Source organism: Bradyrhizobium sp. INPA03-11B, from assembly GCF_040446015.1.
In the GTDB taxonomy this organism is placed as follows: Bacteria; Pseudomonadota; Alphaproteobacteria; order Rhizobiales; family Xanthobacteraceae; genus Bradyrhizobium; species Bradyrhizobium macuxiense_A.
Genome location: NZ_JASGSR010000053.1, coordinates 32,300 through 53,958 on the forward strand (window position 1 = coordinate 32,300; position 21,659 = coordinate 53,958).

At 62.9% G+C, this 21,659-nt stretch carries 25 protein-coding genes and 1 tRNA gene; 14 read left to right on the forward strand and 12 right to left on the reverse strand.

Translation table 11 applies throughout. The features are described 5' to 3' along the window. Positions 1 to 252 precede the first annotated feature (252 nt). The 3 genes from QMZ05_RS22175 to QMZ05_RS22185 form a co-directional block, all read right to left on the reverse strand. On the reverse strand, positions 253 to 1,404 hold the full coding sequence (locus QMZ05_RS22175; RefSeq protein WP_353702668.1) for a substrate-binding domain-containing protein: 1,152 nt from the start codon (positions 1,402 to 1,404) through the stop codon (positions 253 to 255). Between the two features lie 156 nt (positions 1,405 to 1,560). Then, positions 1,561 to 2,553, reverse strand: a complete 993-nt coding sequence (locus QMZ05_RS22180) for an ABC transporter permease (RefSeq protein ID WP_353702669.1) — start codon at positions 2,551 to 2,553, stop codon at positions 1,561 to 1,563. Next, the gene (locus QMZ05_RS22185; protein ID WP_353702670.1) at positions 2,550 to 4,130 is read right to left on the reverse strand and encodes a sugar ABC transporter ATP-binding protein; all 1,581 of its coding nucleotides are present in this window, start codon (positions 4,128 to 4,130) and stop codon (positions 2,550 to 2,552) included. Before QMZ05_RS22185 ends, QMZ05_RS22180 begins: the two co-directional genes overlap by 4 nt. A 258-nt stretch (positions 4,131 to 4,388) precedes the next feature. Between QMZ05_RS22185 and QMZ05_RS22190 the strand changes: the two genes are divergently transcribed. The 3 genes from QMZ05_RS22190 to QMZ05_RS22200 all read left to right on the forward strand — a co-directional run bounded on the left by QMZ05_RS22190 (position 4,389) and on the right by QMZ05_RS22200 (position 7,831). Further along, positions 4,389 to 6,221: a PQQ-binding-like beta-propeller repeat protein gene (locus tag QMZ05_RS22190; RefSeq protein ID WP_353702671.1), complete on the forward strand. Its 1,833-nt coding sequence runs from the start codon at positions 4,389 to 4,391 to the stop codon at positions 6,219 to 6,221. A 216-nt stretch (positions 6,222 to 6,437) separates the two neighbouring features. Continuing rightward, complete coding sequence (locus tag QMZ05_RS22195) at positions 6,438 to 7,241, forward strand: SEC-C domain-containing protein (protein WP_353702672.1); 804 nt, start codon at positions 6,438 to 6,440, stop codon at positions 7,239 to 7,241. Beyond that, positions 7,238 to 7,831: a hypothetical protein gene (locus QMZ05_RS22200; protein ID WP_353702673.1), complete on the forward strand. Its 594-nt coding sequence runs from the start codon at positions 7,238 to 7,240 to the stop codon at positions 7,829 to 7,831. The genes QMZ05_RS22195 and QMZ05_RS22200 overlap by 4 nt, the downstream gene beginning before the upstream one ends. Before the next feature lie 43 nt (positions 7,832 to 7,874). On the opposite strand, the gene QMZ05_RS22205 is transcribed toward QMZ05_RS22200, so the two are convergent. From QMZ05_RS22205 to QMZ05_RS22215, 3 genes are all read right to left on the reverse strand, one after another. Then, positions 7,875 to 8,639, reverse strand: a complete 765-nt coding sequence (locus QMZ05_RS22205; protein WP_353702674.1) for a hypothetical protein — start codon at positions 8,637 to 8,639, stop codon at positions 7,875 to 7,877. Then, the gene (locus tag QMZ05_RS22210; protein WP_353702675.1) at positions 8,632 to 9,630 is read right to left on the reverse strand and encodes an HNH endonuclease signature motif containing protein; all 999 of its coding nucleotides are present in this window, start codon (positions 9,628 to 9,630) and stop codon (positions 8,632 to 8,634) included. The genes QMZ05_RS22205 and QMZ05_RS22210 overlap by 8 nt, the downstream gene beginning before the upstream one ends. 369 nt (positions 9,631 to 9,999) lie before the next feature. Further along, positions 10,000 to 10,076: transfer RNA gene (locus QMZ05_RS22215), tRNA-Pro, on the reverse strand. Positions 10,077 to 10,155: 79 nt separating this feature from the next. Between QMZ05_RS22215 and QMZ05_RS22220 the strand changes: the two genes are divergently transcribed. From QMZ05_RS22220 to QMZ05_RS22235, 4 genes are all read left to right on the forward strand, one after another. Next, positions 10,156 to 11,142, forward strand: a complete 987-nt coding sequence (locus QMZ05_RS22220; RefSeq protein ID WP_353702676.1) for an L-threonylcarbamoyladenylate synthase — start codon at positions 10,156 to 10,158, stop codon at positions 11,140 to 11,142. 113 nt (positions 11,143 to 11,255) lie between these two features. Next, positions 11,256 to 12,683: an FAD-binding oxidoreductase gene (locus tag QMZ05_RS22225; RefSeq protein WP_353702677.1), complete on the forward strand. Its 1,428-nt coding sequence runs from the start codon at positions 11,256 to 11,258 to the stop codon at positions 12,681 to 12,683. 14 nt (positions 12,684 to 12,697) lie between these two features. Then, on the forward strand, positions 12,698 to 13,141 hold the full coding sequence (locus QMZ05_RS22230; RefSeq protein WP_353702678.1) for a GNAT family acetyltransferase: 444 nt from the start codon (positions 12,698 to 12,700) through the stop codon (positions 13,139 to 13,141). Positions 13,142 to 13,160: 19 nt separating this feature from the next. Further along, the gene (locus QMZ05_RS22235; protein ID WP_353702679.1) at positions 13,161 to 13,742 is read left to right on the forward strand and encodes a GDP-mannose pyrophosphatase; all 582 of its coding nucleotides are present in this window, start codon (positions 13,161 to 13,163) and stop codon (positions 13,740 to 13,742) included. Between the two features lie 445 nt (positions 13,743 to 14,187). Here the strand turns inward: QMZ05_RS22235 and QMZ05_RS22240 are convergent, their stop codons facing one another. Next, entirely contained in the window at positions 14,188 to 14,628 is a 441-nt protein-coding gene (locus QMZ05_RS22240; RefSeq protein ID WP_353702680.1) for a hypothetical protein, read from the reverse strand. A gap of 259 nt (positions 14,629 to 14,887) precedes the next feature. Here QMZ05_RS22240 and QMZ05_RS22245 point away from each other — a divergent pair, with 259 nt between their 5' ends. Continuing rightward, complete coding sequence (locus QMZ05_RS22245) at positions 14,888 to 15,142, forward strand: hypothetical protein (RefSeq protein ID WP_353702681.1); 255 nt, start codon at positions 14,888 to 14,890, stop codon at positions 15,140 to 15,142. An 85-nt stretch (positions 15,143 to 15,227) separates the two neighbouring features. Here QMZ05_RS22245 and QMZ05_RS22250 read toward each other — a convergent pair whose 3' ends face one another. Then, positions 15,228 to 15,701, reverse strand: coding sequence for a hypothetical protein (locus tag QMZ05_RS22250; RefSeq protein WP_353702682.1), 474 nt, complete (start codon positions 15,699 to 15,701; stop codon positions 15,228 to 15,230). 124 nt (positions 15,702 to 15,825) lie between these two features. On the opposite strand from QMZ05_RS22250, the gene QMZ05_RS22255 reads away from it, so the two are divergent. Both QMZ05_RS22255 and QMZ05_RS22260 read left to right on the forward strand, forming a co-directional pair. Then, positions 15,826 to 16,593 carry an SDR family oxidoreductase gene (locus QMZ05_RS22255; protein WP_353702683.1) on the forward strand — a complete coding sequence of 256 codons (768 nt, stop codon included), beginning with the start codon at positions 15,826 to 15,828 and terminating at the stop codon, positions 16,591 to 16,593. Positions 16,594 to 16,763: 170 nt separating this feature from the next. Continuing rightward, positions 16,764 to 17,024: a helix-turn-helix domain-containing protein gene (locus QMZ05_RS22260; RefSeq protein ID WP_016840962.1), complete on the forward strand. Its 261-nt coding sequence runs from the start codon at positions 16,764 to 16,766 to the stop codon at positions 17,022 to 17,024. 232 nt (positions 17,025 to 17,256) lie between these two features. On the opposite strand, the gene QMZ05_RS22265 is transcribed toward QMZ05_RS22260, so the two are convergent. Then, complete coding sequence (locus QMZ05_RS22265) at positions 17,257 to 18,231, reverse strand: hypothetical protein (RefSeq protein ID WP_353702684.1); 975 nt, start codon at positions 18,229 to 18,231, stop codon at positions 17,257 to 17,259. Between the two features lie 130 nt (positions 18,232 to 18,361). On the opposite strand from QMZ05_RS22265, the gene QMZ05_RS22270 reads away from it, so the two are divergent. Further along, positions 18,362 to 18,889 carry a collagen-like protein gene (locus QMZ05_RS22270; RefSeq protein WP_353702685.1) on the forward strand — a complete coding sequence of 176 codons (528 nt, stop codon included), beginning with the start codon at positions 18,362 to 18,364 and terminating at the stop codon, positions 18,887 to 18,889. A gap of 85 nt (positions 18,890 to 18,974) precedes the next feature. Here the strand turns inward: QMZ05_RS22270 and QMZ05_RS22275 are convergent, their stop codons facing one another. Both QMZ05_RS22275 and QMZ05_RS22280 read right to left on the reverse strand, forming a co-directional pair. Continuing rightward, complete coding sequence (locus QMZ05_RS22275) at positions 18,975 to 19,202, reverse strand: hypothetical protein (protein WP_279709611.1); 228 nt, start codon at positions 19,200 to 19,202, stop codon at positions 18,975 to 18,977. An 87-nt stretch (positions 19,203 to 19,289) separates the two neighbouring features. After that, positions 19,290 to 19,556, reverse strand: a complete 267-nt coding sequence (locus QMZ05_RS22280) for a DUF2277 domain-containing protein (RefSeq protein ID WP_353702686.1) — start codon at positions 19,554 to 19,556, stop codon at positions 19,290 to 19,292. 121 nt (positions 19,557 to 19,677) lie between these two features. Between QMZ05_RS22280 and QMZ05_RS22285 the strand changes: the two genes are divergently transcribed. After that, positions 19,678 to 19,923 (forward strand): DUF2188 domain-containing protein, encoded by a 246-nt coding sequence (locus QMZ05_RS22285; RefSeq protein WP_304496867.1) that lies wholly within the window; start codon positions 19,678 to 19,680, stop codon positions 19,921 to 19,923. A 15-nt stretch (positions 19,924 to 19,938) separates the two neighbouring features. Here QMZ05_RS22285 and QMZ05_RS22290 read toward each other — a convergent pair whose 3' ends face one another. Continuing rightward, positions 19,939 to 20,610, reverse strand: a complete 672-nt coding sequence (locus QMZ05_RS22290; protein ID WP_353702687.1) for a metalloregulator ArsR/SmtB family transcription factor — start codon at positions 20,608 to 20,610, stop codon at positions 19,939 to 19,941. 157 nt (positions 20,611 to 20,767) lie between these two features. Here QMZ05_RS22290 and QMZ05_RS22295 point away from each other — a divergent pair, with 157 nt between their 5' ends. Together QMZ05_RS22295 and QMZ05_RS22300 are read left to right on the forward strand one after the other, a co-directional pair. Next, positions 20,768 to 21,172 (forward strand): nuclear transport factor 2 family protein, encoded by a 405-nt coding sequence (locus QMZ05_RS22295; protein ID WP_353702688.1) that lies wholly within the window; start codon positions 20,768 to 20,770, stop codon positions 21,170 to 21,172. Positions 21,173 to 21,221: 49 nt separating this feature from the next. Beyond that, a complete protein-coding gene (locus tag QMZ05_RS22300; protein ID WP_353702691.1) occupies positions 21,222 to 21,575 on the forward strand; it encodes an MmcQ/YjbR family DNA-binding protein in 354 nt (117 codons plus the stop codon). The last annotated feature ends 84 nt before the right edge of the window (positions 21,576 to 21,659 follow it).

The window sequence follows — 21,659 nt, forward strand, 5'->3', positions numbered from 1 at the left end:
ACCGGATCGAGGTTCACCTCTCCCTTGGGAGAGGTCGGCGCGTAGCGCCGGGTGAGGGGTTGCGGTCCCTCGTTAGAGCTGCGCGCCCTCACCCGATTTGCTCCGCAAATCGACCTCTCCCCAATGGGGAGAGGTGAAGCGAGCGCGTAGCCTTCGCTCGAAAACATTCTGACCCGGGCGGGGGCTGGCTCGCCCGGGTCAGCTTCGTCCACGATGCACGCCGTTGCGACACCGCGCATCGCTGGCCAAAGATCAGTTGCAGGCCGGCTTCGCCTTGTTGCAAGCGTCGGTCAGTTCCGGCGGCGGCTCCTTCTTGAACACCGTCTTGTAGGATTCCAGCACGTTCGACTGCGTCACCGGCAGCGACTGCACGCCGACCCACGCCGGCGTTTCCTTGCCAAGCAGCGCGTTCATCATGGCCATCGCTTCCGCGACGCCCTGATCATAGGGACGCTGCGAGCCGGTCGCCTTCAGCGGTCCGCCCTTGGCGATCTCGATCGCCGATTGCAGGCCGAGATCGACGGTCGTGACCGGAATGTCGATGCCCTGCGCGCGCATCGAGCTCAGCGTATCGAGCGCCGGCTGATCCCAGACCGCGAACACGCCCTTGACGTCAGGATTGCCGGTGAGGAAATCGCCCGCAATCTGCGACACCTTCGGCGGGTCGGTGAAATCGACCTGCTTCATCTTGATGTCGGGCCGGTTCTTCTGCATCCACTCGCGAACGCCCTTGGTGCGCTCGTTGGTGCTGAAATAGTCGACGCCGAAATTGACGAGGCCGATGGTGGCGCCCTGCGCCATGCAGGACGCCAGGATCTGCGCTGCGATCTGCCCGTTGCCCAGATTGTCCGCCGAAATCATCGAGGCATATTCCTCGGGATGCTTGAGGCCGGTTGGAATGCTGTCCATCAGCACCAGCTTGATACCGGCCTTGGCGACCTTCTTGTAGGTCGGCGCGGTCGCGGTGAAATCGACCGGGATCGAGATAATGCCGTCCGGATGCTGCTGGATGGTGTTCTCGATATCGGCGATCTGCTTGTCGACCTGATATTCAGCGGACGCGACGCCGGTCACCGTCACGCCGTACTTCTTTAGCGTGTCGGTGATGCCCTGGATCTGCAGCTGCGCCCAGTCGAGGTTGACGGTCTGCATCGAGATGCCGACCTTGAAATGCTTCTCCTTGACCTTGGCGGCATCGGCGTCCGACAGTGCAAGCACTTCGGGCGAGGCTGCCTTCTCGCCATGTGGCCCCTGGCCGACGATCGATTTCGGTCCAAGGGTCGCGAGATCGACGCCCTTGACGCAGGTTGCCGGCACTTCGGCGCGGGCCGAGGGGGCGATCGAAATGGCCGTCGCCGCGATCAGCGCGGTCAGCGGCAGGGTTTGTCGCAAGATTGGCTTCATTGTTTCCTCCCGTGTTTGGTCGCCGATTGACCGGAGGCCGGCGACCTTGCCCCTACCCTTGCAGCGCAGTGACTTGCGTCCCATGCGCTGCATCCAACTCGTGTTGGGCATGATCTCCGCGCAAACGCGTTCAGCGTTGTCGCGAAGGATCATGCGCTAGCGTTTCGTGAAGGCGACCGCCGCCACGATGATCGCTCCCTTGATGACGAGCTGCATCGGCGAGCTGACGCCGAGCAGCACGAGGCCGTTGTTGAGCGTGCCGATGATCAGGCTGCCGAACAGCGTTCCCAGGATGTAGCCGCGGCCGCCGAACAGGCTGCAACCGCCGAGGATCACGGCGGCGATGACGTCGAGCTCCATCCCCTGCACAACATCGGGCCGCGCGGCATGCGAGCGCGCGGACAGCACCAGCGCCGCAAGCCCAGCCAGCGCGCCGGTCAGCACGAAGGCCGCGGTCGTCACCCATTTGGTGTTGATGCCGGAATAGAGCGCCGCGGTCGGATTGCCGCCGACGGCATAGATGCGGCGGCCGAACACGTTGTAGTGCAGCAGCAGGATGCCGACGATCATCGCCACCAGCGTCCAGGCGATCGGAACGGGGATGCCTAAGAACGTGCCTTCGCCGAAGATCGCGAAATAGGTCTCGTTGGTGATGATGACAGGCTTGGTGTTGGTCACCATCATCGCCAAACCGCGCGCCATGCTCAGCGATCCCAGCGTCACCAGGAAGGATGGAATTGAGAGCTGCGTGGTCAGGATGCCGTTGAGCAATCCGACCAACGCGCCAGTGCCGAGCCCGGCGGCGGCGCCGACCATCCAGCTGTTGCTGATCTGGCTCATCGCCAGCGCCGCGGCCATGCCGGACAGGGCCAATGTCGATGCGACCGACAGATCGATCTGGCGCGCGATGATCACGAAGGTCATACCGACCGCGATGATCGAGACGAGCGTGGTCTGGCGTCCGATGTTCAGGAAATTGTCGACCGACAGGAACCAGGGCGAGGACAGGCTGAACACCACCAGCAGCACCACGAAGGCGATGTACAGCATGTAGGGCCGCTCGCCCCGCAGCAGGTTCTGCAGCAGCTTGCGCCGCCGGTCGGATCGGGTCGGCGCGGTGGCGACATTGGGCGCGGTCAGTTCAGTCATGCGGGCTGCTCTTGCAATACGCCTTGTCGGGAAGCCTGGTAGATCTGCAGGAGATGATGCAGCTCTTCGGCATCGACGATCTCTCCGCGCTTCAGCGTTCGCGCCACGCGTCCATCGACGATCACGGAGATGCGGTCGCAGAGCTCGATCAGTTCGACGAGATCGGACGAGACGACCAGCACGCCGCTGCCGTCGCGGGCGGCGTTGCGGATCACGCCGTAGATTTCCTCGCGGGCGCCCACATCGACGCCGACCGTCGGCTCGTCGAGCAGCAGGACTCGCGGCCGCGGATCATTCCATTTCCCGAACACGACCTTCTGCTGGTTGCCGCCGGACAATGTCCTGACCAGGCTGGAGGCGCCCTGCGCCTTCACCGAAAGCCTCGCGACCGCGGTGTCCGCGCGCCTGATGGCGGCGCGCTGCTGCATGAAGCCCCAGCGCGAGAAATGCGGGATCCGCGGCAATGTGATGTTGCGCTCGATCGAATGGTCCAGCACCAGGCCCTGCACGTGCCGATCTTCCGGCACCAGCGCGACGCCCTGGTCGATCGCATCGGCCGGGCTCTTCGGCAGCCAAGGGCGGCCCTCGATCTCGAATGCGCCGCGCTCGACCGGCCGAAGTCCGAAGATCGTCTCCAGAATCTCCGTGCGCCCGCTCCCGATCAATCCGGCAAGACCGTGGATCTCACCCTTCGTCACCGACAAGTCGACGGCCGACAGCCGGTCGTTGGACACATCAGACAGCGACAGCACCGGCGACGGATCGAGCGCACGCGCTGCTGCGGGCTCGGCGCGCGACGCCGCAGGCGCCAGGCGATCGGTGCCGATGATGGCGTTCACCAGCCGCTTCATGTCGGTCTCGGCGGTGACGAAGGTGCCGGCGTTGGCGCCATCGCGCAGCACCGTGACGCGCTGCGAGATCTCGAAGACCTCGTTGAGCCGGTGCGTCACATAGATCACGCCGACGCCGCGGCGCGTCGCCTTGCCGATCGCATCGAACAGGATGCGGACCTCATCCGAGGTCAGCGAGGAGGTCGGCTCATCGAGGATCAGCAGCCGCACCTCGCCCATCAGCGCCTTGGCGATCTCCGTCATCTGGCGATAGGCGAACGGAAGCGAGCCGACCGCAGCTTTGGTATCCAGGGGAATACCGAGCTCGCCCAGGAACGCTTCGGCCCTGGCCATCAGTTCGCGCTTCCTGACAAAGCCGAACCGCGCGCGCGGCTCGCGGCCGAGCAGCAGATTGTCGGCGACGCTCAGCGATTCGACGAGGCTGAGGTCCTGATAGACGACCGCGATCCCCGCCTCGCGCGACCGTGCCGGACTGTCGAACGTCACAGGTTTGCCGGCGATCTCGATGGTGCCGCTGTCGGCCGCATGAACACCGCTGAGGATCTTGATCAGCGTGGATTTTCCGGCCCCGTTCTCACCCAATAGGGCATGCACCTCGCCGGCACGGACCTCGAGGTTGACGTCACGCAGCGCCCGCACGCCGCCAAAGCGCTTGTTGATGCCACCGACCATCAAAAGCGACGTCGACGGCCGAGGCTCTGCCGCGATCGAACCGGACAATTCCATTTTCCTCCCGTCGCCCGCGCGAAACGCTGATGCGATGATGACATCTTGTTATTTTTACAACTTATTGTGTTATAATTCTATCACAACAGGCAGCCTGTCAATGGGAGATCGCGCCCACCGGCGTCGGAATTGAGGGCGGCCGGAGCGAACCCGGCTACGCGCCGCCGGCCTCCGCGGGGCACGCCGACATCCGTCAGGGTTGTGCTACGCTACGCTTCGCTTGCTCAACTCATCCAAAGCCAACGCCGGTGAAGCGCGATGAAACTGAGTGCTGCGATTGCCGTCATCCTGATCGGGTCTTGCCTGCCTGCGACAGCGCAGCAAGGCGGTGCCGCCCTCTACGCGCAGCGCTGCGCGCAGTGTCACGACAGTACCGACGCGAATATTCGGGCGCCGAGCCGCGCCGCGCTGCAGTCAAGGTCGTTCGATGACGTTCTGGGTGCGATCACCACGGGCCCGATGGCATCCTTCGCGCAGGGACTGAGCAATGACGAGCGGGCGGCGATCGCCTCGCTCGTCACCGGAAAGGCCGCTTCGCATGCGGCGGCCGAGAACCCAGGCCAATGCGCGCAGGGCCAAACCGGCTTTCCGCAGCCGATCGACGGGCCTCGCTGGAACGGCTGGGGCGCTGACATCAACAACAGCCGGTTTCAGCCGGCAGCGATGGCCGGCCTCACGCGGGACCAGATCTCCCGGCTGCGTCTGAAATGGGCTTTCGGGTTTCCCGGCGCATCGATCGCGTTCGCTCAGCCGACCGTCATCGGCGGCCTGCTGTTCGTCGGCGGCACCGACCGCAAGGTCCACGCGCTCGATGCCAAGAGCGGATGCACCCGTTGGGTGTTTCCGACCGAGGCGCCGGTCAGGGCGGCGATCAATTTCGCCGCGATGGATGACGGCCAGCCGGTCGTCTTCTTTGGCGATCTGCTCGCCAACATCTACGCCGTGAATGCGGCAACCGGCACGCTGATCTGGAAGACCAGAATCGAGGATCATCTGGCCGCCCGGATCACCGGCGCGCCCGTCTTCTATTCCGGCGTCGTCTATGTCGGCGTGTCGTCGATCGAGGAGGCCATTGGGTCGCGCCCCACCTACCAATGCTGCACGTTTCGCGGCAGCGTCGTGGCGCTGAAGGCCGAGACCGGCGTGCAGGTCTGGAAGACCTACACGATCGCCGAAGCGCCGCATCCGACCAGGGCGAACGCGATCGGGACCCAGTTGTTCGGTCCGGCCGGCGCGTCGGTCTGGTCCGCTCCCACGATCGACGTTCAGCGCAAGGCGCTCTATGTTGCGACGTCGAACAGCTATGCCGACCCGGCAACGGACACCAGCGATGCCATCCTCGCATTCGATCTCGAGACCGGCAAAATGCTCTGGCATCAGCAGGCCACGCCCAAGGACAGCTTTGTCGTCGCATGTTTCGGCACCGACCAGAGCAACTGTCCGGAGGACCGCGGCCCCGACCACGATTTCGGTCAATCGCCGATCCTGGTGAACCTGCGTGGCGGACATCGCGCGCTGGTCATCGGCCAGAAATCCGGCGTGGTGCATGCGCTGGATCCCGACCATGAGGGCAAGATCCTCTGGCAGACGCGGATCGGCCAAGGTGGCCCATTGGGCGGGACCGAATGGGGCTCCGCCGCGGACCAGGACCGAATCTATGTCGCCAACTCGGACGTGCGGTTCCTGAAGGACGGCTCGAGGCGTCTCAACTCAAGCGAAGGCGGCGGCCTGTTCGGCCTCGAGCTTGCCACCGGGAAAATCGCGATGCAGGTGGCGCCGGTTGCCTGTGGCGATCGCCCGCAATGCAGTCCTGCCCTTTCCGCCGCGGTCACCGCGATTCCCGGCGTCGTGTTCTCGGGCGGCGTGAGCGGTTTCTTGCGTGCCTACGCAAGCGATGACGCAAAGCTGCTTTGGGAGATCGACACTGCGCGCGAGTACAGCACGGTGAACGGCGTTCCGGGCCATGGCGGCGCGATGGACGGACCCGGGCCGATCGTCGTGGACGGCATGCTGTACGTCAATTCCGGCTACGCGCAGTGGGGCGGCCTGCCCGGCAACGTTCTGCTGGCCTTCGAGGTCGGCAACCCCTGATACAGTGTCGGCATTTACGCCGGCACAGCGAGCACTACTCGCCGATGGGTATTCGTGCTTTGATGTCGGCTAGGGTCAGCCGATAGGTCCTCGTTGCCACGGTCCAGTAGCGCTACCGTGTTGGCTTAACGATGGAGTTAGAGTGCAAGAAGGGCGAGCAAAACGTCTCGAAGAAGGCAATATCCAAAAACGCCTTCAAACGAACGATGTGTAAGGATGACGACACGCCGAAGATGGAAACCAAGATGGAGCGAGCCATGCCCGTGCGCTTCTGGAAAGAAATTTAAAGATTGCTGCTGGCCGCGCCTGCCGGACTTTGACATCGGCAAAGCGTACACGGCCGCCATGAAGAACAGGCATTTGGACCGCGCTCTCCTCGCGACCCGCGCCGACGTGACTCAGTATACAATCTGGCACAAAACAAACACGGCACCTGCACTCGCGGCAGGCGCTGTCGGACTAAGGTTGCTGCGCATCGATGTGAACGCCCTGAATGCCTATGTCGGCCATTTGTCCTGGCTCTATTTCCGGCTCGGACTCTGGGAAGAGTGGCCCGCCGTGTTGGATCGGCTTCGCAACAATATCCAACATCAACTCTGGTACAGGAAAATTGTGTATCACAAAGCGTTCTATCATGTTGGTCCTGGGGGCGATCGCGAAAAAGCACGGCAGGAACTGGCGAAAGCGGGTCCAATCACAAAAAACGAAGAGGACGTTGAGCTGCTGCGGCTATACGTCGATCTTCAATCTGACGATCTGCCTTTTGCAGCCCGCATCGAAATGCTCGACCGCATTCTCGAACTAGATGACGATCGGGAGACCGTGCTGCAGTACCAAGGGGCGAAAGCCGTCCAGTACTTTATGATCGGCGATGCTCAAACCGCCGAACAGCAGCTAAACGACGTAATTTCCATGGTGCAGCTGACGACAGCTGACCAACCGCTCAAAGGTTATGAGAAACACATTTACTGCCGACTTTGCAGCTACTGGGAAGTGTTAGGCGTGACAAGCAGATATTGAAGTCATCGGCCGCGGAATTTCAGGGCCTACTACTTGAAGATCATTGGACCCGACAAGGTAAAGCCGACATTTATCGCGAACTAGGTAACAGCTACCGGTTTGCCGCAGAATGGGATCAGGCAGAGTCCGCGTCTCGCGAAGCGATTGCGCTTGGCGGCTCCGATCTTGATAAAGTCCACCTGTCGGAATGCTTGTTGTATCGCAAGCAGATCGATGCGGCCGAAAGCGAAATCGATAGTGTAAGGCGACAGACGCTGCTGCGTCACGAGTTTGAAGATTTTGTATTCACCTACGCCGCTATCGCGATTTGGTCGGGCAAACTGGAACGCTTGGCCGAGGCAAAAGCGCTTCTGGAAACGCTCGGTACGGCCGAACCAATCTTCAACGATCGCCGGCTAAATCTGTTACTCCGCGTAACAGAAACCTTGGCCAGTGGCAGAGCGTCTAGCGCGGCGAAGAACGACAGCACTCCCTCCGGCGGCCTGGCGACGGCTACAAACTTTTTCCTGTTGCAGCCGACCCTCGCTGGTCTTGGTATCGATTTTAATGAAATGATTGAACACCTGGCGCGGAAAAGCCCTGAGGGGTAACCCAGGTGCCAGCTAATCTGACGAACATCTTTGGCGTCTGTTGCTACACCACGTCGGCCTCAAATCGGCATGCTCCCCATAGCGCAATCGCATTCTTGCGATCGGACTCTTGGGATTCAGCAAGCGAAATGCTGGTCCCATTTACCCAACAATAAAGTGCTTCAACGATCGGCAATGACTTCTCCAACACTGCAGTCTCATTGCCGTATTTCAATGAGGCTATCGGTCCAAGCTTTTCACGGCGGGTCGAGCGAAGGGAATGCGCCAGGTATTTGTCGCGGTGATTTCTCAACGCGGCCATAAGCTCGCTGCTTTCAAATTCTCGGGTAGCCTTGATTGCATTTTTGAGATCGTCGATGGCCCGCCAGGCCTGCTGATCACCAAACTCCGCGTTACTACGGCTGATCGCATCCGCAATCAGCTTTCGAATTTCCTCGGTTTCATGATCCTGATGGTAGACCGCGGTGGAGAGATTGGCATAGGCAGCGTACGTTTCTTCGGCCAGCGCCAAAATGACGTCGTCGTTGTCTACCAATTCCACCACGGTCATAATTGATTGCCGGTCAGCTTGGGCACTATCCCAGAGAGCGCACAGCCGGACAAGCTCAAACTGGTGCATAGCTGACTGGAAGACTCTAAACGCCGCCCCGGTGTCATCGCGCGTGATCTGCTTGACCAAAACGTCGGAATAGATCGCGACCGCATTGTTTTCGTGCAGATCGAGCAGATAATGGACGTGATCAATTAGACTCCTGATAATCAGCCTGGCTTCGTCGATCCGCTTCTGCACCGGCCATGTCTCATACATGGCCTTGATCTCGCCCCTGATCTTTGCTCGCAACTTCGAGGAAGAGCTGTTCCAGAGAGCTGTTCAAAGTCTGAAGCGCGTAGGTGCCTTTTGATTTGATCTGCTGGACTCCTGCTTCCGACAAGATTGCTCGGAGGTGCGCGGCGATGCCGTCGTCATCACGCCAATCCCGATATCTTTGTTCCTTGAAGGACAGTTGGAAGAGGCTGGCAGCGCGCGCGTAGACCGCCTGGATGCAGTAGTAGATCGACCATAGCCGAGGCGAAATGAACGGCCGCTCCCGCTCGGCATCTTTGAAATTCGCTTTGGTCATCTTTTCAACGACTGCATCAATCGGGCGATAGTGGCCTATGGTTTCGAACATCGGGTGCGAGGCTCTGCCGCTGAAAAACTCATTCAGCTCCTGCGGCGTGAAGATAGTGTCGATGAACACTACATCCCCGAACTCTTGTTTGAACGCTAGGATGATGCCCCACAGCACTTCAACGGCTTGCGAGGTCCGGGTTCTTTCCTCGCTACCCTTACCGTAGATATTGATCGCGCCGGCATTCACGGTGTGCGCAGCTAGGCCGCCAGACTGGTTCTCATTGTGTATCGATTGATCGAGCAAAAGGACGATGGCCGCATTGGTCTCGTCTGACGGGCGCGTGCCTGAGCGAGCCTCGTGTTCCTTCTTCATCTTCTGCAGTCGCTCGACGGTGTAGGATTCGAGATCGGCGTCAATCACAGTATGATGGTTTGGGCAAAGCAAGATTAGGTTGTCAAAACCGTCGCGTTCCTCGTCAGTCTGGCTTGCGTCGTAACGCGGACCGCTACTGCTGGCTGCCGCGATATGGCAGATTTCGCCCAGTACCTTTGAGCCATCGACAACCGGTGATTTGCACATCGGGAACGCGCATTGATTGCCGGAGCATCCAAACAGTCGCTTCAACACCTGAGCACGGACGGTCATGGATGACAGCCAAGCCGCAAGCAGGAAGGTGCGCAGCAAGCTGCTCCGCAACCTCTTTTTTTATACGAAACAAACACCTCTACAGCCATTTCACCCACGTTCCAACGCAAGAACGTTTGCAGAACAGGACATTCAACGCAACTCTTGCTTGCGATAGAATTCCATCATTCCACAGGAATTGAGTCTTCAAGTGGCACATGAAGGGACGCGAGCCGTCGTGAAATTTGGATTCGATGTGCCGCGATATCCCAGATGAAATTTCTTGTCGGCAGATGGGCCGCGATTAAGCCTGATGTGCTTTGAAACCTGGGTCCCCTCTGTCACAAACGGCAGGGTCGAGGGTTCTCATTTCCGGGGCTATTTCTGGGGCCGAAAAAAGTGCTAAACGCTAAAGTTCTGAAAAATGAATGGTCGGAGTGGCAGGATTCGAACCTGCGACCCCTGCGTCCCGAACGCAGTGCTCTACCGGGCTGAGCCACACTCCGACTAAGAGCCGGGCTTATAGCGTCGGGTTTCGGGGACCGCAAGGGACCACAGGGCACCCAATTGAGGAATCTAGTCACAGTGGATACAGGTCTGAAAACGCACGTATTGCCCGCCGGCGCCGCCGCCACGGCCACCGCCGCTGGGGTTTTGGCCGAGGGCGGCCTGGTGGCGTTTCCGACCGAGACGGTTTACGGCCTCGGCGCCGACGCCGGCAACGCCTCTGCGATTGCCCGGCTCTACCAGGCCAAGGGCCGGCCGGCCTTCAATCCGCTGATCGCCCATGTCGCCGATCTCGGCGCCGCCCGCCGGATCGCCCTGTTCGACGGCCAGGCCTTGCGCCTGGCGGACGCGTTCTGGCCCGGCCCCCTGACCCTGGTGCTGCCGAAGGCGCTGTCCTGCCCGGTTGCGGAACTCGCGACCGCCGGGCTCGACACCGTCGCGATACGCATCCCGGCCCACAAGGTGGCGCGCGACATCATCAAGGCGTTCGGCGGTGCCGTGGTAGCACCGTCGGCCAATCTCTCCGGCCATGTCTCGCCCACCACCGCCGAGCATGTGAACGGCGATCTGGCTGGCCGCATCGACATGATCGTCGACGGCGGCCCGGTCGAGGTCGGCGTCGAATCCACCATCGTCGGCTGCTTCTCCGATCCGGTGCTGCTGCGGCCGGGCGGACTGACCCGCGCCGAGATCGAGCGCGTGCTCGGCCATCCGCTGCAATCGCCGCCGCAGGATGTCGAGAACGACGCTCAGCCGATCGCCCCGGGCATGCTCGCCTCGCACTATGCGCCGCGAACCCCGGTCCGGCTCAATGCCAGCGACGTCCATGTCGGTGAAGCCTTGCTGGCGTTCGGGCCAGCCAAGGTCGCGCGGCGGGAATGCGCCCTGGTGGAGATGAACCTGTCCGTGCGCGGCGATCTCGCCGAGGCCGCCGCCAACCTGTTCGGCTACCTTCGCACGCTCGACACAAGAAACGCGGATGCTATCGCAGTGATGCCCATTCCCGAGGACGGGCTGGGCGAAGCCATCAATGACCGGCTGCGCCGCGCAGCGGTTGGGCGATAACGAGCATGACCCGGAAGAGTGGAAACCGGTTTTCCCTCGCGACAAACGCGACGCGTTTGCGCGGAGGTCATGCGTAAACTAAGAACCCCGGCTGAGTGAAAGACCAAGAAAAAATGAACATCGTCCAATCAGCGGTGCCGCCGCTTCCGCCCGAATTGCTGGAAAAATTCCGCGCCATCGTCGGCGCGAAATATGCGGTGACCGATGCCGCCGACATCCAGCCTTACGTCACCGAGGAGCGTGACCTGTTCCACGGCCGTTCGCCGCTGGTGCTGCGCCCGGGCTCGACCACTGAGGTCGCCGCGATCTGCAAGCTCGCGAGCGAGCACAGGATCGCGCTGGTGCCGCAGGGCGGCAACACCGGCCTGGTCGGCGGGCAGACGCCGCACAATGGCGAGGTCGTGGTGTCGCTGCGGCGCCTCGACAAGATCCGCGACATCGATGTCGAATCCAACACCATGACCTGCGAGGCCGGTGTGGTGCTGCAGATCGCGCAGCAGAAGGCGGCGGACGTCGATCGGCTGTTTCCGCTGTCGCTCGGCGCCGAGGGCAGCTGCACCATCGGCGGCAACCTCTCGACCAATGCCGGCGGCACCGGAGCGCTCGCCTACGGCGTGGCGCGCGAGATGGCGATCGGGCTCGAGGTCGTGCTGGCCGACGGCCGCGTGCTGAACGCGCTGTCGAAGCTGAAGAAGGACAACACAGGTTACAACCTGCACAACCTGTTCATCGGCGCAGAGGGCACGCTCGGCATCATCACCGCGGCGACGCTGAAGCTGTTTCCGCGGCCGCGTGCGGTCGAGACCGCCTATGTCGGCCTGAAATCGCCGGCGGCCGCGCTCAAGCTGCTGTCGATCTCGCGCAATCAGGCGGCCGGCAGCCTGACCAGCTTCGAACTGCTCGCCGACGTCGCGGTCGATTTCTCGATCCGCCACGGCATCGATATCCGCGATCCGCTTGAGAGCAAGCATCCCTGGTACGTGCTGATGGAATTGTCGTCGTCGCGCGACGATGCCCGCGACACGCTGGAGGCGATCCTCGCCCAGGGCATGGAAGACGGCATCGTCGATGATGCCGTGATCGCCGCCAATCTGAGCCAGCGCCAGGCGTTCTGGAAGCTGCGCGACGAGATGTCGGCGGCGCAGAAGCCCGAGGGCGGCTCGATCAAGCACGACATCTCGGTGCCGGTCGCGGCCGTGCCCGCCTTCATCGCGGAGGCCAACGCGGCTGTCGTGAAGCTGATCCCCGGCGCACGGCCGGTGCCGTTCGGCCATCTCGGCGACGGCAACATCCACTACAATGTCAGCCAGCCGGTCGGCGCCAACGCGGCCGACTTCCTGGCGCGCTGGCACGACGTCAACGCCGTCGTGTTCGACATCGTGCTGCGGATGGGCGGCTCGATCTCGGCCGAGCACGGCATCGGCGTGCTCAAGCGCGACGAACTGCCCGACGTCAAGGACAAGGTCGCGATCGAACTGATGCGGCAGGTCAAGGCGATGCTCGATCCGCTCGGCATCATGAACCCGGGCAAGGTGCTGTGACCGTGCAGACGACAATGCCCTCTCCCTCCCTCGCCATCGCACCAATCACCGACGCCGACATCTCTGACGTCGTCGCGCTGTGGCAGGCCTGCGGCCTGACACGGCCTTGGAACGATCCCGCTTCCGACATTGCACTGGCGCGACGCGGACCGAGTTCGACCGTGCTGGTCGGCCGCAACTCGGACACGATCGTCGCAACCGCGATGGTCGGCCATGACGGCCATCGCGGCTGGGTCTATTACGTCGCGGTCGATCCCAACCGCCAGGGCAAGGGCCTTGGCCGCACCATGATGGCCGCGGTCGAGGATTGGCTGCGTGCGGCCGGCGTGCCGAAGCTGCAATTGCTGGTGCGGCGGGAGAACGCCAAGGCGAGCGCATTCTACCAAACGCTCGGCTACGAAGAATCAACCTCGGTGATGCTGGCCAAATGGCTCGATGGTCGCGAAGCGACGCCGTGACAAGTTCGAGGATCGACGCATGAGCATCGCCGACCGCGTCCGCGTCAAGGACGTCCAGCTGCTGTCGAAGCGCCGCTACGAGCTGAAGAGCGCGACCTTCGACTACCGCCGCAGCAATGGCGAATGGCAGACCCAGGTGCGCGAGGTCTATGACCGCGGCAACGGTGCGGTGCTGTTGCCCTACAATCTGAACACCCGCACCGTCGTGCTGGTGCGCCAGTTCCGCTATCCCGCTTTCGCCAACGGCTATGATGATCTCCTGATCGAGGCCGCCGCCGGCATGCTCGACGATGCCGCGCCGGAAGAGCGCATTCGCGCCGAGGGGGAGGAAGAGATCGGCTACCGGCTCGATCACGTGCGCAAGGTATTCGAAGCCTTCATGACGCCCGGCGCGGTCACCGAGAAGCTGCATTTCTTCGTCGCCGAATACGATGCCGCGATGCGTGTCAGTGACGGCGGCGGCCTCGCCGACGAGGGCGAGGACATCGAGGTGCTGGAGCTTGCGGTCGACGACGCACTCGCCATGATCAGCGACGGCCGCATCGTCGACGCCAAGACCATCATGCTGCTGCAATACGCAGCGCTGCATCTGTTCAGGTAGGTACCGCCGCGTTCAGGTTATGCCCGCAGGCAGTGCAATCGCGGGCAGACGTTGCCAAAATATCGAAAACAACCCCATGCACAGTAGCCGGCGGCGGCAGGCGCTCGACTAGGCCACTTGACACGTCGGGCAACTCACAGGTACATTTCTAATATCCAGAAATCGCACAGGCGCACGCGCTAAAGTCGTTTCCGGTCCGATGGAATCGGAACGGGGCTCTAGATTCTTGTTTTGACGCGTTTTCTTCACGCGAAGCCAGTAGCCGCTTCGCTCAATAGTGCTCACCCCCGTCATCCCCGCGCAACGGCTTTGCCGTTGTCGCTGGAGGTGCGAGCCTCTTCGGCGAGCCTCGAAGGATGAATCGGCCACCAGCCGGGCCGTGCATCCTTCGAGACGCGCGAAGACGCGCTCCTCAGGATGACGGGGACGGATTGAACGAAATGGCCTACCGCATCGTGATCGCAAGCCCGCTCAGGTCGGCGTTGGCCATCAGGCCGACCTGGTGGCCGGTCAGCTCCAGCACCGCGCCCTTCTGATTGGTCAGCACGATCGCACGCGCGCCGCGGCCGACGGCAAGCCCCGCGCCGGCTGCACCGTAGACGCCGGCAACGTCGGACGGACGATTGATGTTGCTGACGCGGCCGCGCAGCACGGTCTTGGAGCCGCCGAACACCAGGCCATAATCGAGACCGCCGGTGGACAGCCGATAGGAGCGGCCGCGGAACGTCAGGACACCGCTGCCGCCGGAGCCGCCGATGATCCATCCGGCCTTGTAGATCGTGAGCGTCACGAAGCCGCTGTCGGCACGGGCGGCCGAAGAGAAAGCAAGTCCCGTGAACGCCAGCAGCGCGACCAGTGCGACACGAAGGGTGGATGAAAATTTCATGTGCAGTCTCCCCAAGATTTGCTCACGTCGAGTTTCTTGCGTCGCGACGCCGGCGCGAATCGCAATGCGCGACTGTAGCAAGCGCGTGACCAGGCGCAATTTGGCACAGCGCCGGCCGATCTGTTGACGGCTGTTTCCGTGCAACCGGCGTTGAACCTGTTCCCGGGGTTGCAACACTCACTGCATGTCCGGGGCGATCGGCCCCTGAGCTCCAGGAATTGCCCGCGGAGCATTCACATATTCAAACCGGAGATTTTCGATGCGTCGTCTCGCGATTGCCTGTGCCGCCATTGCCGCCACCGTGTCCGTGCTTGCCGCGGCAAGCCCCGCCAGCGCCAACCCGTATCATCTGATCCGCTGGCAGGACACCGGCTTCTGCCAGATCTGGGACCAGAGCATCCCGACCACGCCGTGGCCCGCAAACTTCGCCGTCGTCAGCGAGGAGCTGCCGACCTTCGACGCCTCGTTCACCTACAAGACCGGACTGCTCAACAACGGCACCTGCGCGTTCTGAGCACTCACCGATCACGCACAGGGCGGACACGCGGCAACAACGCGGCGTCCGCTCTTCTGCTGTCAGGGCATCACGCGATCAAGCATCAATGATGCTTGATCAGCGCGTCACGCGCGGCGGCAAGTTCGAGGAACGCGGCGCCGTTGCCGCCGCCGTCAGGATGCACCGTCTTGGCGGCGCGCTTGAACGCCTGATGGACCTCGGTCGCCGCAAGGCGACGGCCGAACGGCAGGCCCAGCAATTGCCGGTAGCGCTCTTCCTGCGACAGCACCTTTGGCGTCAGGCCACGGCGGCCGAACTGCGGTGCGGACAGCATGTGAAGCGCATCGCTGACGATGCCAAGACGGCGCAGCGCCATCGATTTGGTGCGGCGGTCGGCCGATTTCAGCGCTGCCTGGCGCAGGATCGGCAGCACCTGTGCGGCCGCATGCCGCAGCGTCTCGTCGATATCGGTCGTGGCGATCTCGGCGATCAATTTGGCCATCTCGCGATAGTCGGGATCGGCCACCGCGCAAAAGCGCTCGATCGCAACTTTCCAGTGTCTGATATGCGGGTCCATGATCGGTCCGTACTGTCATCCGAATATGGATGACAGCAACGCGCAAACGCGGCTTGGCGTTTCGGTTGGCGCAGTTTTGAATAGTGTTGTCGACAACGCTCATAAATCAGAACGAGGAAACGCCATGGCCCTTCTCGACAATCACATCGCCGTCATCACCGGTGCAGGCTCGGGCATCGGGCGCGCCATCGCGCTCGGCTACGGCCGCGAGGGCGCGCGGGTGGTGCTGCTCGACATGAACGGCGATGCGGTGGCGGAGGCGGCCAAGGAGATCAGGAACGCCGGCGGCAAGGCCGAGAGCTTTGCGCTCGACGTGACCGATCGCGCCGCCTGCATCGCGATGGCAAAGCAGGTCGCCGACAAGGTCGGACCGGTCTCGATTCTGGTCAACAATGCCGGCATCGCGCGCCGCAACGGCATGCTCGGCGCGGACGATGCGGTGATCAAGGATTGGGAAGACATCATCGCGATCAATCTGACCGGCGTCTTCAACGTCACGCATTCGTTCCTCGCGCCGCTGCGCAAGAACAAGGGGCGCATCGTCAATATCGGTTCGATCCAGTCCTTCGTGCATCTGCGCACGCCGAGTTCGCCGGCCTACACCGCCTCCAAGCACGGCGTGCTCGGCTTCACCAAGGCGCTGGCTGCCGAACTCGGCAAGGACGGCGTGCGGGTCAACGCGATCGGCCCCGGCTTCATCGAAACGCCGCTGAACGAGAAGGTGCGCGCAACCAATCCCGATCTGGTGAAGGTGTTCATGGACCACACCCCGCTCGGCCGCGCCGGCAAGCCGGAGGACATCGTCGGCCCGGCGATCTTCCTCGCCTCTGACCTCTCGGCCTATGTCTCCGGATCGATCGTGATGGTCGACGGCGGCTACAGGACACTGTGACGGATGGAACCGCAATCGTGGCGATTTCTGGGTATTTTGCTTACAAAGCAGGGAGTTAGCGACGCGTTAAGGTCTTGTTAACCAAACCGGCACACCGTGGATGTACGGGGTAGTTGGTTTCTCGATGTCTCCGCCTCATCGACGAGGCGGGCCTTGATCGGGAGGAGTTCATGTCATACGCGTCCACCGTACCGTCGCCGGAAGCACTGCTGCCGTCGCTGGCTCCAAATGAAATCGTTCCACTGCTGATCGGCGCGACCGTCGACGAAGTCGAGCGGGAACTGGTGCTGCAAACGCTCGCGCGCTGCGACGGCAATCGCACCCGCGCCGCGCGCGTGCTGGGACTGTCGGTCCGAACGTTGCGGAACAAGATCCGCGAATATTCGGCCGACGGCATCGACGTGCCGCTGAGCGAGCACGCCGCGGCCTAGCCGGCCCTAAAGCGGGATGAGTTTCGGCTCGGCGCGGCCTTGGTTCACCTCTCCCCGTCGGGGAGAGGTCGGATTGCGCCTGGCGATGCGAAGCATCGTCCAGTGCAATCCGGGTGAGGGCTCTTGCGCTCTCGATAGACCGTACCCCCTCACCCGGCGCTACGCGCCGACCTCTCCCAAGGGAGAGGTGAATTTCCGCCGTCGATTTAGCTCAACCTAGTCTCATCAGGCCCTAGATCGAGAGATCGATCGCAAGCCGCCGCCAGCGTGACAGCAGCGCGCTGTCCTCGTCACCGAGGCAGCGCGCGAGACGCATGTCGGTCGTCGCGGTCTGTTGCATCGTCTTGGCCACCAGCGCGGTCGCATAGTCCCAATAGTCGCGCCGTCCGTTCGGATCGTCATCGACGAGGGACTTTGCGAGGATCTCGACGTAGATCGCGACGACAGCATTTTGCCAGAACTCGCTTCCGCGCCCGTCGGCGGAGGGCGCGCCGGTCCGCGCCTGCCACATCAGCCAGTAGTTTTCTTCACCTGCTGCCCAATCCGATGACGGCAGGCAAGGATCAAGACATGGCGAGCGGCACAGGAGTGGCTGCATCGTCCGCGCGTTGCAGAACACGCCATAGCCGAGCTTGTCGTACCAACGCGCGCGCAGCAATCGGCGGATATCATCCTGCTCGTCCACGGCGAGTTGGCGCCTGCCCGTTCGCTCGAGTTCGGCGATGATCGCAGCCACGCGATCGCGATCGAACGGCTCGACCTCGAGCACCACGCCGATGTTACGCGGAAACAACGCGTCAAGCATGTCGACCATCTCGCGGTAGAACGCGCGCGCCAGGCCACTGCCACGCCACGTCTTCCCGATGCCGACGTGGTTGCAAAAGATCAGATCGCTTGCGTGATCATAAGTGAAGAAGCCGAGCCCGATCGCGCGCCCGGCGGCGCGCAGGATGAAGCAGCGCGAGTCGAGACGGTAGGACATCGTGCGGCCGTCGACGCTGAACTGCCTGATCTCGCCGACATCGTCCGACAGCAGCCAGCGTACGATGTCGTCAGGGCTGTCGCGCTCGCTCGCGGGAAACAGCTCCTCATAGAGATCGAGCACACCCGTGCCACGAAAGGCCGCTTCCTCAAACACATCGTGCCGCGTCACGACGATGTCGAGCGGTTGCGATGCTTCGCCGTAGCTGCCGTCCAGAACCCGCAATGCGTCCTCCGTTGTCATAATGACCATGGAATTATGACTGTTGATCGCTCGCATCGGTGGCGGCCGCCAGAATTGAAGCCGTCGTCCAACCTCTGTTACAAGCGGCTTCAAATCGCGACGGAGCATATCAGTGGCTGACGAGACAACTTCCCGCCAGGGGGCACGAGGGGCACAGGGGCCGCAGGGCCGTCAGGGCGAGCCGGGAAAGCCCGGACCGCAGGGACATCCCGGCCGGCCGGGGCCGGAAGGTGCGCGCGGCAAGCCGGGTCCGCAGGGCAAGGCGGGCGTGGTCGGAAAGGCTGGCCCCCAGGGCAAGCCGGGTGCGCAAGGCAAGGCAGGCGCACAGGGGCCGCGCGGCGAAGCAGGTCCACAGGGGCCGCAGGGACCGGCCGGCCCGCGTGGTGAAGCCGGCCCGCCCGGCCAACTGCCGTCGATCGAGCAGGTGATGCCCTGGCTGCACATGATCTTCGACGCCTGGGAAGACTACAAGCGCACCAAGGAGCGTGAAGCCGCCGAGCAGGCCGAACGCGATGCCGTCGAGCGCGCGGCCGCGGAGGCGATCGCCCTTGAAGTCGATGACATCGATCTCGAGGAAGATGACGACGAGGACGGCGATCACAAGAAAAAGAAGAAGCACCGCAAGAAGGACAAGAAGTAACCCTTCTTGTCATCGCGCAAACGATGCGGCCAGCCCTGTCCGCATCATTGGCTACGAACCGCCTGCATGAGCGCGCACCCGATGCTTACCGCTCCGCGCCGGGATTTGGCGGAGGATCGGACGGCCGCGCGAGCTGCATGAGCTGGAAGACCCAGCGCATCGCGTAGTACCATGCAACACCCGCGAACGCCCCGCACGCCGACAGGATGATGACGTTGGCGAGGTCGATCGTGCCGCTCGACCACAGCATGCCGCAGGTCCAGAGCACGGCGAACGCAATCGAACAGAGTGTGAGCAGGGCGGCAGGCTTCATGGCGTTGCTCCGGGGCCGGGATGAACGGCAACGATGCCCGGCGGCCTGACGCCTGACCGTGACCTGTGTCACGGAATGCGCTGGGCCTCAGCCGAACCGGAGGCGCGAGCGCTCCTTCGCCTTCTCCGCCTCGACCTCGCGATCGCGCGCCGGCGCCGTGGTCTGCAGCGAGATCAGGAGTTTTCGCGCAGCAGCGGAAACCTCGGCCACGGCAAGATTGAAGGCGGCTTCATTGGACTGCGACGGCTTGTTGAAGCCGGACAATTTGCGCACGAATTGCAGCGCCGAGGCGTGGATCTCGTCTTCGGTCGCGGGCGGCTCGAAGTTGAACAGCGTCTTGATATTGCGGCACATGTCGGTCTCCCTCGCCCGCACCAGCGGGGCGGCTCTCTCAAAGACGATCGGCTGCTGCAAAATACGACATCGTGGTCTATTCTGGCAGCCTCATCGTCCACGACGGAAACGAGGGTTCCGGATGAGCCACGTGATCTACAAGGTTGTCCAGCACGACGGCGGCTGGGCCTATACCGTCAACGGGGTGTTCTCGGAACCGTTTCCAACCCGTGCCGCAGCGCTCGCCGCCGCCCGGCGCGCCGCCAACGAGCAACGCGTTCCCGGGCGCACCGAGGCGATCCAGTATGAGACCTCGGACGGCAAATGGCTGACCGAGACCGCCTCCGGCAACGACCGCCCGGAAACCGAGGTCGAGGACGGCCGCTAGTTCATTCACGCGCTCTCAGAACGGAACCTGCACACCGAGCCGGTCAAAGAACGCCCGCCCCCGATCGGTGATCCGCAACGCGCGCGGAATCCGATGCGGCGCAACGCCGCGCATCTCGACCAGCCGCGCCAGCACGGCATTGGCAAAGGGACCAGCGAGATGCGGTACGCGCTCGGTCCAGTCATTGCAAAGCCGCAGATGCGGCTGCCGCGCCGGATCGAAATCGATCTGTTCGGCGCGGCACCACGCCAGCCCCTGCTCGGTGACGCGACCATCGCGGCCGTCGATGATGACGAGGCGGCGGCGCACCAGCGCATTCAACAGCAGCACGCCGAGCTGGCCGGCAAGGTGATGGTAGCAGGTGCGCGATTGCCTAAGCTGCGCGGCCGGCATCGCACGCCTGGGCGCGGCAGTGGCTTTCGCCGCGAGATCAACCAGGTTCTCGATCAGCGCCGCGACGTCGTCGTCCCTGATCCGGTAATATCTGAACCTGCCCTGCGCCCACACCGACAGCACGCGCGCATCGACCAGCTTCTGCAGATGCGCACTGGCGCCTTGCGGCGAAATGCCGGCGACCGCGGCAAGCTCGCCCGCCGGCAGCGCCTTGCCGTCGGCCAGCGCGCTGACCATGGCCTCGCGCACCGGATCGCCCAGTGCCTCGGCGATCCGCGAAAATCCCGTCTGCACGGATTGGGATGATCCCACCGCATCGTCCTCCCTATCGGACCAAATCGTCCTACCCGCATTCGCGATATCGCGAAACTCATTTCAGATTTTCCTGAAACGTCAGGGCCGCTGCTTCCGGTCAGATCGGCGGCAGTCGACGACACACAAGGGAACAATCATGACCGAAGCCAACCAAGACGCGGAACGCATCTACAGGCTCTGGGACGAGGCCCTCGGCCACAAGGACCTCGAGGCGGCGCTCGCGCTCTACGCGCCCGATGCATCGATCGAGAGCCCGCTGGTGCAGCATTTGATGCAGAGCAAAGACGGCATCGTCCAAGGCCGGGACGCAGTACGCGAGTTCATCACACGCGTGTTCCGCACCAACCCGCCGCAGCGGCGGCGCTTCAAGCAGGGCTTCTTCAGCGACGGCCGGATCCTTACCTGGGAATATCCGCGCCAGTCCCCGGATGGCGACCAGATGGATCTGGTCGAGGTCATGGAGATCAAGGACGGCCTGATCCAGCGTCATCGCGTTTATTGGGGATGGTATGCGCTGAATGTCCTGAAGGCGAGCGATTGATCGTCCGCTGTCCGTGATATGGTGAGCCGACGAGATCGCGTTGGCAACCATGTCCGCAGACCGCTTCCGCCGCACAGCGCTGAGCCTGCCCGAAGTGATTGAAGGCGCGCATAACGGTACAGTCGACTTCCGCGTCGGCAAGCGCATCTTCGCGACGCTCGGCTATCCCGACAAGGATTGGGGCATGGTGAAGCTGACGCCCGAACAGCAGGCTGTCGTGGTCGAGGCCGAGCCGGAGATCTTCCGGCCGGTGCCGGGCGGCTGGGGCAAGAGCGGCAGCACCAATGTCCGTCTTGCGAAAGCCGACCAGCTCACGCTGCACAGCGCGCTTACGATGGCGCGGGACAACATCGCGGCGAAGAAGGCTCGTACGAAGAAGGCACGCGCGAAGAAGCCGGCCTGAACGCCACGATCTCGCACTGCATCACGGAGGCCGCGCCGCTTCGCTCATTCTTTGAGCATGCATCCCGCGCGCGGTTCGTGCCTA

What these genes read in the sequence shown, in the direction of transcription:
- QMZ05_RS22250 (WP_353702682.1), bottom strand. Translation starts at nt 15,701, where the DNA reads ATGGACCCGCATATCAGACACTGGAAAGTTGCGATCGAGCGCTTTTGC.
- QMZ05_RS22205 (WP_353702674.1), bottom strand. Translation starts at nt 8,639, where the DNA reads ATGTATGAGACATGGCCGGTGCAGAAGCGGATCGACGAAGCCAGGCTG.
- QMZ05_RS22300 (WP_353702691.1), top strand. Translation starts at nt 21,222, where the DNA reads ATGTCCGCAGACCGCTTCCGCCGCACAGCGCTGAGCCTGCCCGAAGTG.
- QMZ05_RS22275 (WP_279709611.1), bottom strand. Translation starts at nt 19,202, where the DNA reads ATGAAGCCTGCCGCCCTGCTCACACTCTGTTCGATTGCGTTCGCCGTG.
- QMZ05_RS22260 (WP_016840962.1), top strand. Translation starts at nt 16,764, where the DNA reads ATGTCATACGCGTCCACCGTACCGTCGCCGGAAGCACTGCTGCCGTCG.
- QMZ05_RS22180 (WP_353702669.1), bottom strand. Translation starts at nt 2,553, where the DNA reads ATGACTGAACTGACCGCGCCCAATGTCGCCACCGCGCCGACCCGATCC.
- QMZ05_RS22190 (WP_353702671.1), top strand. Translation starts at nt 4,389, where the DNA reads ATGAAACTGAGTGCTGCGATTGCCGTCATCCTGATCGGGTCTTGCCTG.
- QMZ05_RS22235 (WP_353702679.1), top strand. Translation starts at nt 13,161, where the DNA reads ATGAGCATCGCCGACCGCGTCCGCGTCAAGGACGTCCAGCTGCTGTCG.
- QMZ05_RS22185 (WP_353702670.1), bottom strand. Translation starts at nt 4,130, where the DNA reads ATGGAATTGTCCGGTTCGATCGCGGCAGAGCCTCGGCCGTCGACGTCG.
- QMZ05_RS22195 (WP_353702672.1), top strand. Translation starts at nt 6,438, where the DNA reads ATGACGACACGCCGAAGATGGAAACCAAGATGGAGCGAGCCATGCCCG.
- QMZ05_RS22230 (WP_353702678.1), top strand. Translation starts at nt 12,698, where the DNA reads ATGCCCTCTCCCTCCCTCGCCATCGCACCAATCACCGACGCCGACATC.
- QMZ05_RS22240 (WP_353702680.1), bottom strand. Translation starts at nt 14,628, where the DNA reads ATGAAATTTTCATCCACCCTTCGTGTCGCACTGGTCGCGCTGCTGGCG.
- QMZ05_RS22295 (WP_353702688.1), top strand. Translation starts at nt 20,768, where the DNA reads ATGACCGAAGCCAACCAAGACGCGGAACGCATCTACAGGCTCTGGGAC.
- QMZ05_RS22245 (WP_353702681.1), top strand. Translation starts at nt 14,888, where the DNA reads ATGCGTCGTCTCGCGATTGCCTGTGCCGCCATTGCCGCCACCGTGTCC.
- QMZ05_RS22280 (WP_353702686.1), bottom strand. Translation starts at nt 19,556, where the DNA reads ATGTGCCGCAATATCAAGACGCTGTTCAACTTCGAGCCGCCCGCGACC.
- QMZ05_RS22225 (WP_353702677.1), top strand. Translation starts at nt 11,256, where the DNA reads ATGAACATCGTCCAATCAGCGGTGCCGCCGCTTCCGCCCGAATTGCTG.
- QMZ05_RS22255 (WP_353702683.1), top strand. Translation starts at nt 15,826, where the DNA reads ATGGCCCTTCTCGACAATCACATCGCCGTCATCACCGGTGCAGGCTCG.
- QMZ05_RS22175 (WP_353702668.1), bottom strand. Translation starts at nt 1,404, where the DNA reads ATGAAGCCAATCTTGCGACAAACCCTGCCGCTGACCGCGCTGATCGCG.
- QMZ05_RS22285 (WP_304496867.1), top strand. Translation starts at nt 19,678, where the DNA reads ATGAGCCACGTGATCTACAAGGTTGTCCAGCACGACGGCGGCTGGGCC.